Raw genomic sequence first — 16910 nt, forward strand, 5'->3', positions numbered from 1 at the left:
GCTGCCCCCTTATCTTTTGTCGAATTCCTGCGGCCCGCCATTTAGCCACTTCATCGCTTCATCACGAAAATGGACATAATCGTCCTGCTTCAACTCCCGTTCGCCATAAACCATTTCATCAAATACGAGTGCCAGCTTGTAAAATGAATCTGCCAGTTGTTTGTTGATATGCTTCAGTTCTGCAAGGTATTCCCCATTCGTTTTCCACGTTTTTATTTTTAGCCATTCGTTTTCATGAAAATAGAGCAGAAGTGCAAGAAATATGTGGCGGGCCGCCTCGTTACATTTTCCGAAATCCTCCTGTTGTCGGGCTGCCTGGAGATGGTTAGCATATGTCCATTGGTTTTGGTGAGATGACCGTAGTGTTTGTAATTCAGCAAGACCCCGGTTCACACGTGAATGACGGATACGCTGGGAAACCACAATACCTGAAAGAATGAGAACAGCAGCTATGATCAAAATCAAAACCAAGTCTGCAAAACCGCTTGATGATTCAAATCCTGAAAAAACCCCGGCCAACTGTTCACCAATCCAGTTGGCCAGACGTTCCCACCAAACTTCAAGAAAACTTCTGTTGTCCTCGTAGTATCTTTGATAGTCGTGTTGTTCTAAAATGTCCCGCAATTGCTTTCGTGCATTGTCTGACTTCGTGATTATGACCACCACCCAGATCGGTTAAGCTGTTATACATTATCAAGTTCCGTTATTTTGATAGTCATCAATCATATGTTTTAAATCATCTCCGTCCTGCCGGATTTTTAAATCAAAATATAGAATGGCATATCCAACCGTAAATACCGTTGTTGTCAGTAAGGTAACCAGGTTCATAATAATCGAATATAAAACACTGTTGCCCAAAAGTGCAATTGAAACCGTTTCAATTGCAAAGCTTACTGCAAAAAATATGAGGAAAAAAACAATGTATATTCCGAAGGCTCTCCAGCTGTTCTCACGAGTCAAATGCCAGCTTTTACCTAATCCCGGAATATTATTTTCAAATACAGCCGTCCCCAGATAAAAACTCCAGCGAGTCAGGAAATAAGCTGCCGTAAATCCAACAGTAAGTAGAAGAAAAATCATAATCGCAATACCTGAGACCGGATCGGCAACCATACTTAAAGTCCCGAAAATGATAATAACAACAAACGGGATGAAAATCATCGCAAAAAGAATGATTCCAAATATTAGACTGCTGCCTAATATAAGCCAAAATTTTGCAAAGGCTTGCTTAACAACACGGCTTACCTCAAAATCATGTTGTGTTTTTAAGCGGGATACAGCCAAAAGAACCGCTGCCTGCGCCACGGGCATGAAAATATATGTTAAAATTCCTACACCCATATTAGCAAAGTCCTCACTCAGCGTTGTATTGGCTGTTGCATTAAAACTGTTTAAGGCCTGATCAAACCAATTGCTGCCGCTGCCCGCCTCTCTCAAAAAACTGTTTCCGATTAATAATAAAACCATTGATTGCAGTAAATAAAGCGGCCCAACTATCATTAAAACAATCAGGAAAAATTTAGAAAAATATTGTTTACATAATGTAAAAGCAGCATCAAGTATTTCCCCGAATCCCTTAGGTCTGTTCAACCGTTCATTCAAATTCCTCACGCCCCAATCTTTCAACACAAATCTATTCATTATTTTAACATTCACAATTCAACCATAGATTTTGGTGTTGACCCTTATATCAATTTCGGGAAGTATTTCCGGATAGTTTCAGTAATGAATGTACCCGGGACTTAGCCAGGCACCTTATCACTTTCGTATGATTATTCTTGTCCGTCGGAAGCTTCATGTACAATAGCAGCCACAAGCTCTGTAACTTTCACAAGAGCGTCAACTGGAATCCGTTCATCTGTTGTATGGATTTCTTCGTAACCAACAGCCAAGTTGACAGTTGGTATTCCAAGTCCGGAAATGACATTTGCATCACTTCCGCCACCGCTTTTTTGCAAATTGCTTTCAAGACCGAGTGTTTTTGCAGCATTCCGGGCCACTGCAACGACTTTGTCATCGGTATCCAGGCTGAATCCCGGATACATGATTTGAACATCCACTTCAGCACCGCCGCCATAATCACTCGCAACACTTTCAAACGTCTCTTTCATCTTAGTAACCTGCTTTTCCATCTTTTCAGGCACGAGTGAACGGGCTTCCGCGACGATCTCAACACGATCAGCGACGATATTAGTCTGTTTGCCGCCTTCAAACCGTCCAATATTGGCTGTCGTTTCATCATCAATTCGGCCGAGCGGCATTTTGGCTATGGCTTTTGCAGCAAGTCTAATCGCTGAAACACCCTTTTCGGGTGCAAGACCTGCATGAGCGGTTTTGCCTTTCATGACAGCATATATTTTCGCTTGAGTTGGTGCTGCAACTATGATGTCGCCAACAGCACCATTGCTGTCAATAGCAAACCCGTACTTTGCATTAATTAGCGTTCCATCAAGGGATTTGGCACCGAGAAGCCCGGATTCTTCTCCAACGGTTATGATGAACTGAATATCGCCATGTTCGCTATCTTGTTCTTTTAACGCGCGAATAGTTTCCAAAATGGCAGCGAGCCCTGCTTTGTCATCCGCCCCAAGAACCGTCGTACCATCCGAGACAATATAACCGTCTTTAATGGATGGTGTAACACCTTTTCCGGGCACTACCGTATCCATATGGGAGGTAAAATAAATCGGATCAGCATGTTTCTCGTTGCCCTTTAGTGTGCAGATTAGATTTCCGGCACCGTGACCCGTTTTACTTTTACTGTCATCTTCAATGACATCCAGTCCAAGCTCTTTAAATTTCCGTGTCAAGATTTCAGCGATTTCAGCTTCACACCCTGTTTCCGAATCAATCTGAACCAGTTCAAAAAATTCGTCGATCAATCTCTCCTGGTTGATAGAAATCATAATGAATGCCTCCTCATTTGTTTAAAAAAGTATTATTGCCATTTATGTGCTCGTCGGGTTTCTTCTGTTTGCGACCAGGCATTTATTCACATACGTGGTAATTCAGAAATCATACTTGTCCATTTGGTAAATTAGCGGTAAAATACAAGTCAGGATAAGGACTTAAGGAGGTATGAATTTGGTTAAAAACCAAACTAAAATGCAAGCACCGAGAAAAAAATCCAAGCGCGAACGAAGACTAAAAATTATCATATATCTTATGATCCTGGCAATGATACTGTCGACACTGACAATGGGACTGTCAATGTTTATCTAAGATCAGTAAGGCGCGGTCATCGCTAACCGATTGCAGAAGACTGGAATTTACATATTCCGGTCTTTTTTTACTCTCCTTTTTTCGGGTACATCGCTTTTTTTAAATTTTTTCTTCAGCAGCAAGTAGTCTTCAATTTCATGCAACAGTCTGAATAAATTAGCCCTTGTTTCAAATTCTTCTTGTGTCTTCGGCAGCTCCTCACGATCAAACGTTTTCCGCAGTTCTTCCAATTCATCCAAATAGACTGTTGCTGTATTACCAGGATGAACATTATCAGCTAACTTTTCAAAAAAACTGGCAATTTTTACAGAAATGGCGTCACTGTTGGGCAATCTACTTACTAATGGGAGCATTTTTTCCAGCAATTCCAGCTGCTTGTTTCGCATCTGAAAATAGTCACGATAAGGGTGCTCGTTTCGCAATAAATGATTTTCTTTATCCAATAATACCAAATCCATCGCATCCTGTAATATATCCTCAGACACTTTCAGTTCTTTTCCATCCCAATTTTCGTTTTTGTTACGTATATATAAGGCAATTTCATTCAATATAATCTGAAAATGATACTCGAGTTCATCCTGTTTCTGTTTTAACTGTGTATCGAAACTCGGCATATATAAATTGACAAGTAATGCCGTGCCAATACCGATTATAATGAGAAAAAACTGCCCTGTTAAGAAAGAAAACGAGATATGACCGGCACTGTACAAATTCAGGATGATAACTGAGCTGGTCGCAATTCCCGGCGTGACTTTCAGCCAAACAGTGACAGGTATGAAAAAGGCCAGCATAATACCAATAACGACTGGATGATAACCTATTAGTTCAAAAAAAATGATCGAAAATAAAGCAGCTGTCACACAAGCCAAAAAACGATGCCAAGCACTCAGGACGGAACGTTTCCGGGAAGGTTGAATACACAAAATCGTCAGTATCCCAGCAGAAACAAAATTAGTCAAACCAAAAACCTGAGCAATAGAAATCGAAATGGGAGTGCCTATTGCTGTTTTGATTGTACGCGAGCCTATTTTCACGTTTATTTCTCCTTAAGCAATAATGCCGCCCTAAGGTGCGCGGAGTATATTTCCAGAGCGGTGTATACGCTCTAGTTAGTTCGGTTTTTTCCTCAATAAAACTACTTTTGTCCAAGGCTCCTAGTCTCGCCTTATAGCGAGTGCCAAAGCTTTCTTATAGCTCATCCATAATCTTCTATACTTTTTGACGTTATAAAATAGGGCTGACCCTTTTTATGTTGAGACAGCCCCATACTATAAAACATTATATTTAGACTTCTTCACAATGATCGTCGAATACTTTTTGCAGCTTGCCGACTACATCCATTGCACTATAGCCTTCAATGTCAGAGCGTTCAAGCATTGTAACAACTTCACCGTCTTTTAAGAATGCAAAAGATGGTGATGATGGCGGATAGCCTTCAAAATATTCTCTGGCTTTTTCAGTTGCTTCGCGGTCTTGTCCGGCAAACACTGTCACCAAGTGGTCCGGCCGTTTATCGTAATGAATTGCATTGGCCGCTGCAGGACGGGCAACACCGCCGGCACATCCGCATGTCGAATTAACCATAACCAACGTTGAGCCTTGACGCTTCATTGCTTCCTCAACCGACTCAGATGTTGTCAATTCTTCGTAACCGGCATCGCGCACATCTTCACGGGCAGCGTTTACAACGTCCTCCATGAATAAGTTGAAATCCATATGTGAATCCATCCCCTTTTATTTAATAATTGATGTTACTACAATTACCTTACCAAGTTTACTGGCAGATTTCAATTTAGAAACCTTTGAAATGGCATGGCTCGATAATCGTTGAACACGATCCGCTAAAAACTGAACAGCGGAGATTATGGGGACAGGGGTACTCGACGTCTAATATATACTGGTTGTGTCCGCATTGGTATTTTCCACGATTTCTTTTAGACGGGCTAAAAACTGACCAACAATCAATCCATCCAGAACCCTGTGGTCAAGGGATAAACATAAGTTAACCATATCACGTGCAGCAAACATATCATTTATGATGACCGGCCGTTTAACAATTGATTCTACCTGTAATATCGCAGCCTGCGGGTGATTGATGACACCCATCGATTGGACAGAACCAAATGATCCGGTATTGTTAACTGTAAACGTTCCTCCCTGCATGTCCTCTGACGTCAATTTTCCGGATCGTGCCCTTATTGCCAAATCATTAATGTCTCTGGCAACACCTTTGATGCTTTTCTCGTCAGCATTTTTAATAACCGGTACAAACAGTTCATTGTCTTTTGCTACTGCGATGGACAGGTTGATATTTTTATGCTGAATAATCTTGTCTCCTGCCCAAGTACTGTTCAGTTGAGGGAATTCCTTCAGCGCCTGAGCTACGGCTTTTACAAAAAACGCAAAGAATGTCAGACTGTACCCTTCATTTTGTTTGAATTCTTCTTTGACTATATTCCGATAACGGACCAAATCCGTAACATCGGCTTCAACCGCCATCCATGCATGCGGTATCTCCTGGGTGGATTTCACCATATTTTGTGCAATGGCTTTTCTGACACCGGTAACCGGAATCTCGACGTCGCCTTTTTGTGCCTGGTGATCAGAAGCAGACAGCTGCTCATCCTCTGTCTCGCTTTTCGGTGCAGCCGGTTTATCATTTGAAGCTATCAGTTTTTCAATATCTTTTCGTGTAATTCTTCCGCCTCGGCCCGAGCCTTCAACCTGTTGCAGATCGATGTCATTTTCCTGGGCAAGTTTCATGACAGCCGGTGAATAACGTTTTTTCATCGACCGCTCAGCTGCATTATCTTCGTCTTTCACTGCTGATGTATTGTGCTCTTTCCCAGTTTGATCGGATGCTTGGGATTCACCACCGGATGACTCCCCTTTTGTATCGATATAACACATGAGATTACCAACTCGAACGGTATCTCCCTCCTGCGCTACAAGCTCCTTAATGGTACCTGAAAATGATGACGGTACTTCAGCATTGACTTTATCAGTCATAACTTCTGCAATCGGATCATATTTATTGACTTTGTCCCCTGCACCAACGAGCCAGGAACTGATGGTTCCTTCGGTGACACTCTCTCCCAGCTGTGGCATATTGATTTTTTCGGTTGCCATTTTATACCCTCCCTTTGGCAGTTAATCGTTAAAATTCAGCAAGTTCCCTGATGGCTTTTTCAACTTTATCAGGATTCATCATAAAGTACTTTTCCAAGGCTGGAGAAAATGGCATTGCCGGTATATCAGGACCGGCAAGACGCTGAATTGGAGAATCAAGGTCAAACAGACAGTTTTCCGCTATAATAGCTGCCACTTCTCCGATAATGCTTCCTTCTTTATTATCTTCTGTGACAAGAAGAACTTTTCCGGTTTTCTGTGCTGCATCAATAATGGCATTCTGATCGAGCGGGTACACAGTACGCAAATCAAGAATATGTGTGTCTATACCTTCTTCTCCAAGTTTTTCGGCCGCTTGAAGTGCAAAATGGACTGACAGACCATATGTGATGACCGTTACATCACTTCCTTCTCGCTTAACATCTGCCTTACCGATCGGCAGAACATAGTCATTTTCTGGTACATCGCTTTTCAATAGGCGGTATGCCCGCTTATGTTCAAAGAAGAGCACCGGGTCGTTATCGCGAATGGAAGCTTTCAAAAGTCCTTTTACATCATAAGGTGTTGATGGCATGACAATCTTTAAGCCCGGTTGGTTGGCGAATATTGCTTCAACTGATTGCGAATGATATAACGCACCATGTACCCCACCGCCATACGGCGCTCGAATGGTCATTGGAACATTCCAGTCATTATTAGAACGGTAGCGCATTTTAGCAGCTTCGGAAATAATTTGATTAATAGCTGGCATGATGAAGTCGGCAAACTGCATTTCCGCAACTGGACGCATCCCATACATAGCAGCCCCAATTCCGACGCCTGCAATGGCTGATTCTGCAAGCGGCGTATCCAGAACACGATAGTCCCCGAATTCATCATGCAACCCCTTTGTTGCTCCAAACACGCCTCCTTTTTTACCGATATCTTCTCCAAGGATAAACACTTTTTCGTCGCGCTGCATTTCTTCACGTAAGGCAACAGTCACTGCCTGAATATAGGACATTACTGGCATGACTAACTCTCCCCCTGCTCTTCATAAACATATTTAAGTACCGACTCAGGTTCGGGATAAACAGCATTTTCTGCGTAGTCTGTCGCTTCATTAACGATTGATTCAATTTCGCTGAGAATATCCTGTTCTTGTTCCTCCGTCAGTATCCCGCCTTCTTTTAAATAAGCAGCAAATGAAAAGATAGAATCATTTTTCTTTGCTTCCTCCACTTCAGCACTTTCCCGATATTGGCGATCGTCGTCATCACTTGAATGGGCCGTAAACCGATAGGAAATTGCCTCTATAAGAGTCGGTCCTTCTCCATTTATAGCACGTTCCCGCGCTTGTTTAACGTTTTCGTATACGGCCAGCGGATCATTGCCGTCAACTGTTATACCAGGCATACCATAACTTTGACCCCGATCTGAAACATTAGCGCTTGCAATTTGTTTATCCTGCGGGACCGATATGGCATATTTGTTGTTTTCGACCATCGTTATAACAGGCAGCTTATGAACACCGGCAAAGTTCAATCCTTCATGAAAATCACCTTGATTGGAAGATCCTTCACCTAGTGTGACAAACGATACAAAATTTTCCTTTTCCATTTTGGCAGCAAGTGCGATACCAACAGCATGCGGAAGCTGCGTCGTAACAGGTGATGACTGACTCAGGATTCGATTGCTCTTTTGACCGAAATGGCTTGGCATTTGTCTGCCGCCTGAATTGGGGTCTTCTTCTTTTGCAAACGCTGAAAGCATCAATTCTTTAGCTGTCATTCCGAATGCAAGCACGACGCCCATATCCCGATAATAAGGTGAAACATAATCTTCTTCTCGATTGAGCGCAAAAGATGCACCCACCTGTGATGCCTCCTGTCCTTGACACGAAATGACAAACGGTATCTTTCCGGCGCGGTTCAACAACCACATCCGTTCGTCGATTTTACGGGCTAAAAGCATATGCCTGTAAATATCGATTGCTTGTTCGTCTGTTAATCCCAGTGATTTATGGCGATTTTTTGCCATTAGCTTTCCCTCCCCTGAATTCACAAGTTAAACTGTTAATTATGGATTTGTTTTCCTTCTACAGCCATTGCTGCTTCTCCCATCACTTCCGAAAGCGTCGGGTGCGGATGAATACTGTGTGAGATTTCCCAAGGTGTTGCATCAAGCACTTTGGCCAGCCCCGCTTCCGATATCATATCAGTCGCATGGGGTCCTACCATATGAACACCAAGCAAATCCTCAGTCTGCTTATCGGCAATTATTTTGACAAATCCGTCCGATTCACCATGCACTAACGCTTTACCATTTGCTTTGAAAGGAAATTTCCCGATTTTGATGTCAAATCCCAGATCGCTTGCCTGTTTTTCGGTCAAACCAACGCTGGCTGCCTCCGGATTGGAATAAATACATGACGGAATGGTGTCATATTCCAGCGGTAATGGATTTTGATCCGCCATATGCTCAACAGCTGCGATGCCTTCGTGAGACGCCACATGCGCAAGTTGCATTCCGCCGATTACATCGCCGATCGCATAGATATGTGATTCTTTTGTCTGGTAAAATTCATTTGTTTGAATAAAGCCTTTATCAACAACAATATCCGTGTTTTGCAACCCCAGGTTTGACGTGATTGCTTCCCGGCCGACAGAAACAAGCATCCTGTCTGCTGAATATATTTCATTGTCATTATTAACTTCCGCCTCTATTTGCACGCCATTTTTCTTTTGAAGCGTCTTGGGCAATAGTTTGGCACTTTTAATAAACTGAATACCTTTCTTCTTTAGCTCTGTTTCAATCTCTCTGGCAACAGCCGCATCTTCTGTTGGCAAAATTTGATCCATGTATTCTATTACGGTTACATCAACGCCAAAATCCGAAAGCATTGATGCCCACTCAATGCCGATAACGCCACCGCCCACGATAAGTATTGAGGATGGCAATTCACTCATGTTAAGCGCCTCGTCGGAACTCATCACAATTGTGCCGTCCAGTTCCAGTCCCGGCAGTGATTTCGGCTTAGAACCGGTCGCAATCAGCACATTTTTTGGTACGAGCATGGTATTTTCGTCACCATTTGCATATTCAATAGATATTGTGCCAGGCATCGGCGAAAAAATACTGGGACCTAAAATACGGCCAAATCCTTCATAAACATCGATTTTGCCCTTTTTCATCAAACCTAGTACACCTTGTTGAAGTGTTTTGATAATACTGTTCTTCCGCTCCTGTACTTTGGTAAAGTTTAAGGTAACACCCGATGTTTCTACACCGTACTCATTCGCTTCCTTTGTTTGTTTAAAAACCTCTGCACTTCTTAGCAACGATTTTGAAGGGATACAGCCTCTGTTCAAGCATGTTCCGCCAAGATCGCCTTTTTCAACAACAGCAACCTGCATCCCTAGCTGTGAGGCACGTATAGCAGCCACATACCCGCCTGTCCCGCCTCCGAGTACAACTAAATCATATTCGTTCGCCATTGACTGTTGAACACTCCTCTCCGTTTTGGTTAGCTGGATATTCTTTTGCAGGTTCTTCATTTCTAAGCACCCGCAGTGTTCCTTCGTTGAGCGCCTGCAGCTCATCTTCCCCAGGATAAACAATGGTATCGGCAATCCAATCAACCCGTTCGGTTATCAGTTGGACAAACTTTTTTCCGTAGGCCAGTCCTCCCGTCAATACGATAGCATCCACCTTTCCCGCAAGCACTGTCCCCATTGATCCAATTTCTTTAGAGACCTGATACGCCATGGCATCATAAATGTGTGCTGCATAATTATCACCACCTGCGATACGGTGTTCCACTTCAATAGCGTCATTTGTGTGCAGATAAGCCATCAGGCCTCCCCCTCCAACAAGTTTTTTCATAACTTCGTCAAGGTAAAACTGCCCTGAAAAGCACATGGATACTAAATCGCCAACAGGAGTTGTACCGGCACGTTCGGGAGAGAATGGTCCATCTCCATGAAGACCATTGTTGACATCGATCACCTGTCCATTTTTATGCGCCCCAATCGTAATGCCTCCGCCCATATGTGTGACAATCAAATTCGCTTCTGTGTAATCTTTTCCAAGCTCATTTGCCGCTTTTCTTGCCGCAGCTTTTTGGTTTAAGGCATGAAATATACTTTTTCGGGGAATTTCAGGTACCCCTGACACCCTGGCAATTTCATGGAGCTCATCGACAACAACCGGATCAACAATAAATGAGGGGATGTTTAATCCGCTGGCTATTTCATAGGCTATGATTCCACCTAAATTCGATGCATGCTGTCCGTTATGGCCTATTTTTAAATCCTGCAGCATGATTTCATTCACTTCATAAGTACCGCCTTCAATCGGACGCAAAAGACCCCCGCGAGCGCAAACGGCATTTAATTTGGAAATATTAATCCCTTCATAATCCAATTGTTCCAATAAAATTTGTTTACGGAATGCATATTGGTCTATGATTCGCTTATATTTGGACAGTTCCTCTATGCTGTGTTTGATGCTTCTTTCAAAAATACAATGTTCTCCGTCAAAAACGCCGATTTTAGTTGAGGTTGATCCCGGGTTTATGACGAGGACACGCAATGTTTGCTGCATTGGCGGATTACCTCCGTAACATTTTCAAACACGTTATCGTCTGCTTAGTATGTGATGGCCATTTCTTAAAAACTGGCTGCGTGATGCTTGCAGGGAGCGAATCCGTTCTTCGGCCAAACGGTCAGCGGCAGCATATGTCGGGATTTGATCACGCCTTGAAATTTCAAATACCTGCGTCAGATTATCATATATCATCTCCACTTTTTTCATGGCTCTTTTATGATTATACCCGTCCAACTCATCTGAAACGTTAATAACCCCGCCTGAATTGATAACATAATCCGGTGCATAAACAATACCCATTTCATGGAGCATATCACCATGTTCCATTGTTTTAAGTTGATTGTTTGCAGAACCGGCAACTATTTTCGCTTTGAGTTGTGGGATAGTTTCATCATTGATGGTGGCACCAAGTGCACATGGTGCGTAAATATCACAATCAACACCATAAATTTCATCCGGTTCAACTAACTTGGCTCCAAAGGTATCCACGGCACGTTTAGCAGCTTCTTTATTGACATCAGTAACGATTAAATCAGCACCTTCTTCATGTAAATGCTCACATAATGCATAAGCTACGTTGCCAACCCCTTGAACGGCGACGGTCTTTCCTTCAAGCGAGGGATCACCGTACGCTTCCATTGCAGCCGCCTTCATGCCTTTATAAATACCATAGCCTGTCACAGGGGACGGGTTGCCTGATGACCCTGATTCAGGAGAGGTTCCCGTCACAAAGTTTGTTTCCATATGAATCAGATCCATATCATGAACAGTGGTCCCAACATCTTCAGCTGTAATATACCTTCCGTTAAGGCTTTGAATATACCTTCCGAAAGCACGGAACATTTCAGGGTTTTTGTCTTTTTTCGGATCCCCGATGATAACCGCTTTTCCTCCTCCGAGATTAAGTCCTGCAGCTGCATTTTTATACGTCATGCCCTTTGCCAACCTCAGAGCATCTTCTATTGCATCTTCCTCAGAGCTATACGTCCACATCCTTGTTCCGCCAAGAGCAGGCCCCAGTGTCGTATCATGGATCACAATAATCGCCTTTAATCCTGAATTTTTATCCTGGCAAAGAACCAATTGCTCATAATCATATTCTTCCATATAGTTAAACATTTCCATCATTATTACCCCCTAAGTTTTATCAACCTAACCAGCTGTCCAGTACCGATTTGAACCACTACGAATGTGGTGTTAAATATGTACTTTATTGACTTACTATGATTTGTTTTTTGTTGTTTTAAATTTTACTAGTATGTTCATCTGGCTGACATCACCCCCAACATACTTAAGCAAAAACCATGCCAAAACCTTATGTTGAAAGCGCTTTATTAGCGCGCTTTTAACCATGCATTTATTTGCATTCATGAAAATTTTTGCATGCTATCTTTTTCAATTTCATGTTTTTCGAGTTTATAATACAGGTTCCGTATTGAGATGTTCAGGTACTTGGCCGTTCTCGTTTTATTGTAATTGAATGCCTGCAGAACGTCGGAAATATATTGTTTTTCATATGCTTCCATAACGCTTTGCAATGTTCCATTCATGTCTCTTTCTGTTTTCAGCTGATGGGATGAAGTTCGGGACGTTGCCAAATCTGGGATATGCTTCTTTTTTATCACTTCTTCATTCAGCCCGATATAAATCATGGCCCGGCCAATAATATTTTCCAATTCCCGTACATTTCCAGGCCAGTGATAGCCCTTCAAGTAGTCGATTGCCTGGGCTTCAATTGAGTTCACACCTCTTCCATAATCCTGATTGATTTTTTGAATAAGATAGTCAACGAGTTCCGGCAGATCCTCGATTCGTTCTTCCAGTGCCGGGATATATATAGGCAACCGATTCAAACGATAATACAAATCTTCCCGAAAATGTCTGCTCATAATAGCTTTTTCCAAGTTAATATTGGTTGCTGTAATCACCCGAACGTCGATAGCAATGGGAGATGTTCCGCCAACACGGACGATTTCCCCCTCTTGAAGCACCCGAAGTAGTTTTGCTTGCATGTGAAGTGACAGTTCGCCAATTTCATCCAGAAAAACGCTTCCTCTGTTTGCTTCTTCAAACAGACCTTTTTTGCCACCCTGTTTTGCACCTGTAAAAGCACCTTCCTCATAACCAAATAATTCGCTTTCCAGTAAACTTTCAGCAATAGCAGCACAATTCACGCGTATAAATTTGTTATGTTTGCGGTCACTTTCATTGTGAATGGCGTGTGCAAACAATTCTTTCCCTGTACCGGAGTTGCCACGCAGCAGGACGGTTGCAGGGGTTTTTGCCCCCACCTTAGCCTGTTCAAGTGCTATCTGCATTTCTGATGAAGAACCGATAATGTCATCAAATGTATATTTTGCTTCAAGGTTTCGGATAATCTGGCGTGCACGTTTCAGCTTGCTTGTTAATGACTGTATCTCTGAGACGTCATGCAAAACGCCTACACTTCCTTTAATTTTACCATCTACAATAACAGGAGCCACATTAACCAGAACATCTTTGTTTCCGGGGCCCACCTTCATATGGACTCTGCGAACGGCACGACGGGTTTGCAGCACCTTCATATGCATGCTTTCGCCTTCGGATATATCCACACTGGCTGGCTTTCCGATAATGTCTGATTCACTGAGACCGGTCAAACGCGTATATGCGGGGTTTATCATAAGTCCGTTTCCATTCTCATCCACAACCGATATGGCTTCATCAGAGGACTGGATAATTGCTTCAAGAAGTGTTTTTATTTCCTTGAGATCGGTTATTTCTTCTGCGAGATTCATCACTTCGGTAATATCCTTAAAAATGGCAAAAGCACCCAGCACTTGTTCTTGAGCATTAATAATTGGAATGCGGGTCGTTATAACCTTTTTGCCGTTTTCCAGAATGAGACGCTGATTGACTTCTTTTCGCCGGTTTCGTAGTACATGTGGAAGTCTGGTGTCAGCAATGACACTTTTAATATCTTTGCCGTTGAATTGTTCTTTGCAAATTCCCACAATCCGCTCGGTGCTTTTGTTGACAAACTGAACAATCTCCTGATCGTTCACAACAATCATACCATCATGAATGTTATTTAAAATTAACTCCTGGTTACTCGCCTCAAGCTTCAATTGTTCGAGTAATGATTCCTTTTCATCCATCAACTCAGAAATGATATATGCAACACTGCCGGGTATAACGACTGTTTTTCCGCTTCGTCTATTAAGCAACTCAGCCAATACAGCATCATTCCCGGTAGCCTCTACTATGATGTCGATATCATCTTCCATCCAATTGTAATAATTGGTGCTGACAGGAATGCCATAACCCTCGGCAATTTTTAAACCTTTGGCTTCAGGGTTGATATCTATCATGCCAACAATAGCCATTTTCTCCGTATTATGTAAAATATCCAGCAAGGCTCTTCCGCCTTTGCCTGCACCCACAATCAGGACACGCTTCATGATATCCCGCCTCTGCAATAATTTGCATATTTCAAGGATACGTCAATGTGCATTTCTTAGCAAGCATCCTGCTGTGTATTAGATTGAACTTACTGATACAAATATGCAATGATGTGTTCATATTTTGTTTTAATTTTGCTATACTTAAAAAAGCCTGTATTAATTAAAGGAGAAAACCACACTCATGATTCGCTTTGTTGCAGTGCTTATGCTGCTTATACCTGGAATTATATCCGCTGTTGGAATCAAACTGATGCGGGATTCACTGTTTAATGACTTTTATCCTGTTTTTTTTCATATAAGCATTCAATTTATTGCAGGTTTTCTTTTGTTTTTAGGAGGTCTTGCATTTATCGCCGGATTTATTGTTTACCGTGACAGAAAGAATCAAAAGAATAAGCGACAATCTAAATAGTGATTCTTTATACCGTCCGAAAATATATATTTTGGAAGGCCTTATAAGAAAAGCTTGAACAATTTACCAATGGAGAGGTGTAGCATGAAAGTTGTAAAATTCGGGGGAAGTTCTGTAGCTAATGATGTACAGATTAAAAAAGTCGGATCTATCGTTGCGGATGATACCGACCGAAAATTTGTCGTTGTGTCCGCCCCGGGAAAACGGTTTGAAAATGATGCCAAAATTACGGACCTTTTAATTGAGTTAAGCGATCTGGCTCTTAACAACAACCCATATGAAAAGAAGTTCACACAGATAATGGAAAGATTTTCGGAAATTGTCAATGAGCTTGAACTTCCACAGTCAATTCTCGCCGATATTGAACAGTCGGTCCAAAATACGCTGAATAGTGATGCGCCAGATCGGATGAAAGCAGATGGATTGAAGTCAATCGGCGAAGACAGCAGCGCAAAAATAGTCAGCGAATACCTGAAATCAAAAGGACTGAATGCTCATTACGTCAATCCGAAAGATGCTGGTATCATTGTCAGCAATGAACCGGGAAAAGCTCAGGCACTGCCTGAAAGCTTTGCTCAATTATATGAGATGCGTAAAAAGGATGGAATTCTCGTCATACCCGGTTTTTTTGGATTTACAAAAGATGGTGGGTTAATGACTTTTTCAAGAGGCGGATCAGATATCACTGGCTCAATTGTCGCCGCAGGGGTTCAAGCTAGCTTGTATGAGAATTTTACGGATGTTGATTCAGTTTATGCTGTCAACCCAACAATCGTCAGCAATCCTGAGAAAATAACTACTTTGACATACAAGGAAATGCGCGAATTATCATACTCCGGTTTCGGTGTATTTCATGATGAAGCACTTATGCCGGCTTTTCAGGCAGAAATACCAGTATGCATCAAAAATACCAATAACCCGGCCGGTTCCGGCACAATGATTGTTTCCGACAAAGATCCGCATACCAGATGTGTTGTCGGAATTGCCAGCGATACAGGATTTTCTAATTTATATGTGAGCAAATATCTTATGAACCGTGAAATTGGTTTCGGACGTAAATTGCTACAAATTTTGGAGGAAGAGGGAATCTCCTTTGAGCATGCTCCTTCCGGAATTGACAATATGTCCGTTATTATTCGTGACAGTCAATTGACGGCTGAAAAGGAAATTAATGTGATTAATCGGATTAAAAGCGAGTTATACCCAGAGACCATTTCGATTGATTACGGTTTCGCTATGATCATGGTTGTTGGTGAGGGTATGATGAGCGCAGTTGGTATTGCCGAGAAATCGGCAGCAGCTTTCGCTGAGGCCAACATCAGTATTGAGATGATTAACCAAGGGTCATCAGAAGTTTCCATCATGTTCGGTATTCGGAAAGATAAACTCGATTTGGCTGTGCGATCACTTTACCAAAAATTCTTTGGTTAATGTTGTTTTTTAAAGATTTTATTTTTGACGAAAAAATCCTATACTTCAACGCAGTGACAGGATTAAATTCCACTTTGGACGGTTACGCACCTTAGAGCAACGTTTCAGCTCCTTAGACACAATTTACGAAATGAGCCTGAACAAAAAACTGTATGCGGACGAACGCATACAGTTTTTTGTATGAATAATGCAATTAACTTATTATCAAAGCGCTTCCCATTTGACCCTTTAGCTCGCCTTATGTTCCAGCCGCAAACGGTCAGCAACCATCGCAATGAACTCGGAGTTGGTCGGCTTAGCTTTGGAAATATTGACCGTATAACCAAAAAGAGCTGAAATTGATTCAACATTGCCACGGCTCCAGGCAACCTCAATGGCATGCCGAATGGCCCGCTCCACCCGGGATGCTGTTGTGTTAAACTTCTTTGCAATATCAGGATATAAGGCCTTTGTAATCGATCCTAAAAGTTCAATATCATTATAAACCATCGTTATGGCTTCTCTTAAATACATGTAACCCTTTATGTGCGCGGGAACGCCTATTTCATGTATAATATTTGTACTCGAGTTTCGCACCCCACATACCAAGGGATTCGGGGTGTTTATTAATGCCTGAAACCCTTGTATGACAGTGCTTTTGTCGAAATTCCATTTTCGCCCTCTAAGCGACATTATCGCCGTCAAAT

Annotated in this window: 16 protein-coding genes; 3 read left to right on the forward strand and 13 right to left on the reverse strand. The window is 42.2% G+C overall.

Features of this window, described 5'->3' with window-relative positions:
• Positions 1-9 precede the first annotated feature (9 nt).
• From IEW67_RS08325 to IEW67_RS08335, 3 genes are all read right to left on the reverse strand, one after another.
• Entirely contained in the window at positions 10-624 is a 615-nt protein-coding gene (locus IEW67_RS08325) for a DUF4129 domain-containing protein (protein ID WP_188632606.1), read from the reverse strand.
• A gap of 69 nt (positions 625-693) precedes the next feature.
• Positions 694-1641, reverse strand: coding sequence for a hypothetical protein (locus tag IEW67_RS08330; protein ID WP_229671711.1), 948 nt, complete (start codon positions 1639-1641; stop codon positions 694-696).
• Positions 1642-1772: 131 nt separating this feature from the next.
• Entirely contained in the window at positions 1773-2906 is a 1134-nt protein-coding gene (locus IEW67_RS08335) for a M20/M25/M40 family metallo-hydrolase (protein ID WP_188632607.1), read from the reverse strand.
• Between the two features lie 178 nt (positions 2907-3084).
• Here IEW67_RS08335 and prli42 point away from each other — a divergent pair, with 178 nt between their 5' ends.
• The gene (gene prli42 / locus IEW67_RS08340) at positions 3085-3222 is read left to right on the forward strand and encodes a stressosome-associated protein Prli42 (protein WP_229671712.1); all 138 of its coding nucleotides are present in this window, start codon (positions 3085-3087) and stop codon (positions 3220-3222) included.
• Positions 3223-3269: 47 nt separating this feature from the next.
• On the opposite strand, the gene IEW67_RS08345 is transcribed toward prli42, so the two are convergent.
• The 9 genes from IEW67_RS08345 to IEW67_RS08385 all read right to left on the reverse strand — a co-directional run bounded on the left by IEW67_RS08345 (position 3270) and on the right by IEW67_RS08385 (position 14378).
• Positions 3270-4256 (reverse strand): aromatic acid exporter family protein, encoded by a 987-nt coding sequence (locus IEW67_RS08345; RefSeq protein WP_188632608.1) that lies wholly within the window; start codon positions 4254-4256, stop codon positions 3270-3272.
• A 250-nt stretch (positions 4257-4506) separates the two neighbouring features.
• Complete coding sequence (locus IEW67_RS08350; RefSeq protein ID WP_188632609.1) at positions 4507-4938, reverse strand: BrxA/BrxB family bacilliredoxin; 432 nt, start codon at positions 4936-4938, stop codon at positions 4507-4509.
• Between the two features lie 171 nt (positions 4939-5109).
• Positions 5110-6351, reverse strand: a complete 1242-nt coding sequence (locus IEW67_RS08355) for a dihydrolipoamide acetyltransferase family protein (protein WP_188632610.1) — start codon at positions 6349-6351, stop codon at positions 5110-5112.
• Between the two features lie 28 nt (positions 6352-6379).
• A complete protein-coding gene (locus IEW67_RS08360) occupies positions 6380-7363 on the reverse strand; it encodes an alpha-ketoacid dehydrogenase subunit beta (protein WP_188632611.1) in 984 nt (327 codons plus the stop codon).
• A gap of 2 nt (positions 7364-7365) precedes the next feature.
• The gene (locus tag IEW67_RS08365) at positions 7366-8370 is read right to left on the reverse strand and encodes a thiamine pyrophosphate-dependent dehydrogenase E1 component subunit alpha (RefSeq protein ID WP_188632612.1); all 1005 of its coding nucleotides are present in this window, start codon (positions 8368-8370) and stop codon (positions 7366-7368) included.
• A 35-nt stretch (positions 8371-8405) separates the two neighbouring features.
• Positions 8406-9827, reverse strand: a complete 1422-nt coding sequence (lpdA, locus tag IEW67_RS08370; RefSeq protein ID WP_188632613.1) for a dihydrolipoyl dehydrogenase — start codon at positions 9825-9827, stop codon at positions 8406-8408.
• Complete coding sequence (gene buk, locus IEW67_RS08375; protein ID WP_188632614.1) at positions 9811-10935, reverse strand: butyrate kinase; 1125 nt, start codon at positions 10933-10935, stop codon at positions 9811-9813. The genes lpdA and buk overlap by 17 nt, the downstream gene beginning before the upstream one ends.
• A 33-nt stretch (positions 10936-10968) precedes the next feature.
• Positions 10969-12063 (reverse strand): Glu/Leu/Phe/Val family dehydrogenase, encoded by a 1095-nt coding sequence (locus IEW67_RS08380; RefSeq protein ID WP_188632622.1) that lies wholly within the window; start codon positions 12061-12063, stop codon positions 10969-10971.
• A gap of 242 nt (positions 12064-12305) precedes the next feature.
• Positions 12306-14378, reverse strand: a complete 2073-nt coding sequence (locus IEW67_RS08385) for a sigma 54-interacting transcriptional regulator (RefSeq protein WP_188632615.1) — start codon at positions 14376-14378, stop codon at positions 12306-12308.
• Positions 14379-14562: 184 nt separating this feature from the next.
• Between IEW67_RS08385 and IEW67_RS08390 the strand changes: the two genes are divergently transcribed.
• Complete coding sequence (locus IEW67_RS08390; RefSeq protein ID WP_188632616.1) at positions 14563-14793, forward strand: DUF2627 domain-containing protein; 231 nt, start codon at positions 14563-14565, stop codon at positions 14791-14793.
• A gap of 84 nt (positions 14794-14877) precedes the next feature.
• Complete coding sequence (locus IEW67_RS08395) at positions 14878-16224, forward strand: aspartate kinase (protein WP_188632617.1); 1347 nt, start codon at positions 14878-14880, stop codon at positions 16222-16224.
• A gap of 228 nt (positions 16225-16452) precedes the next feature.
• Here the strand turns inward: IEW67_RS08395 and spo0A are convergent.
• Positions 16453-16910, reverse strand: a 458-nt coding sequence (gene spo0A, locus IEW67_RS08400; RefSeq protein WP_229671713.1) for a sporulation transcription factor Spo0A, incomplete at its 5' end; no start/stop codon positions are given.

Source organism: Lentibacillus kapialis (assembly GCF_014646635.1).
In the GTDB taxonomy this organism is placed as follows: Bacteria; Bacillota; Bacilli; order Bacillales; family Amphibacillaceae; genus Lentibacillus; species Lentibacillus kapialis.

Coding starts and splice junctions, on each gene's coding strand:
- IEW67_RS08330 (WP_229671711.1), bottom strand. CDS start 1,641: ATGAATAGATTTGTGTTGAAAGATTGGGGCGTGAGGAATTTGAATGAA.
- IEW67_RS08335 (WP_188632607.1), bottom strand. CDS start 2,906: ATGATTTCTATCAACCAGGAGAGATTGATCGACGAATTTTTTGAACTG.
- IEW67_RS08350 (WP_188632609.1), bottom strand. CDS start 4,938: ATGGATTTCAACTTATTCATGGAGGACGTTGTAAACGCTGCCCGTGAA.
- IEW67_RS08355 (WP_188632610.1), bottom strand. CDS start 6,351: ATGGCAACCGAAAAAATCAATATGCCACAGCTGGGAGAGAGTGTCACC.
- IEW67_RS08360 (WP_188632611.1), bottom strand. CDS start 7,363: ATGCCAGTAATGTCCTATATTCAGGCAGTGACTGTTGCCTTACGTGAA.
- IEW67_RS08365 (WP_188632612.1), bottom strand. CDS start 8,370: ATGGCAAAAAATCGCCATAAATCACTGGGATTAACAGACGAACAAGCA.
- lpdA (WP_188632613.1), bottom strand. CDS start 9,827: ATGGCGAACGAATATGATTTAGTTGTACTCGGAGGCGGGACAGGCGGG.
- buk (WP_188632614.1), bottom strand. CDS start 10,935: ATGCAGCAAACATTGCGTGTCCTCGTCATAAACCCGGGATCAACCTCA.
- IEW67_RS08380 (WP_188632622.1), bottom strand. CDS start 12,063: ATGGAAATGTTTAACTATATGGAAGAATATGATTATGAGCAATTGGTT.
- IEW67_RS08385 (WP_188632615.1), bottom strand. CDS start 14,378: ATGAAGCGTGTCCTGATTGTGGGTGCAGGCAAAGGCGGAAGAGCCTTG.
- IEW67_RS08390 (WP_188632616.1), top strand. CDS start 14,563: ATGATTCGCTTTGTTGCAGTGCTTATGCTGCTTATACCTGGAATTATA.
- IEW67_RS08395 (WP_188632617.1), top strand. CDS start 14,878: ATGAAAGTTGTAAAATTCGGGGGAAGTTCTGTAGCTAATGATGTACAG.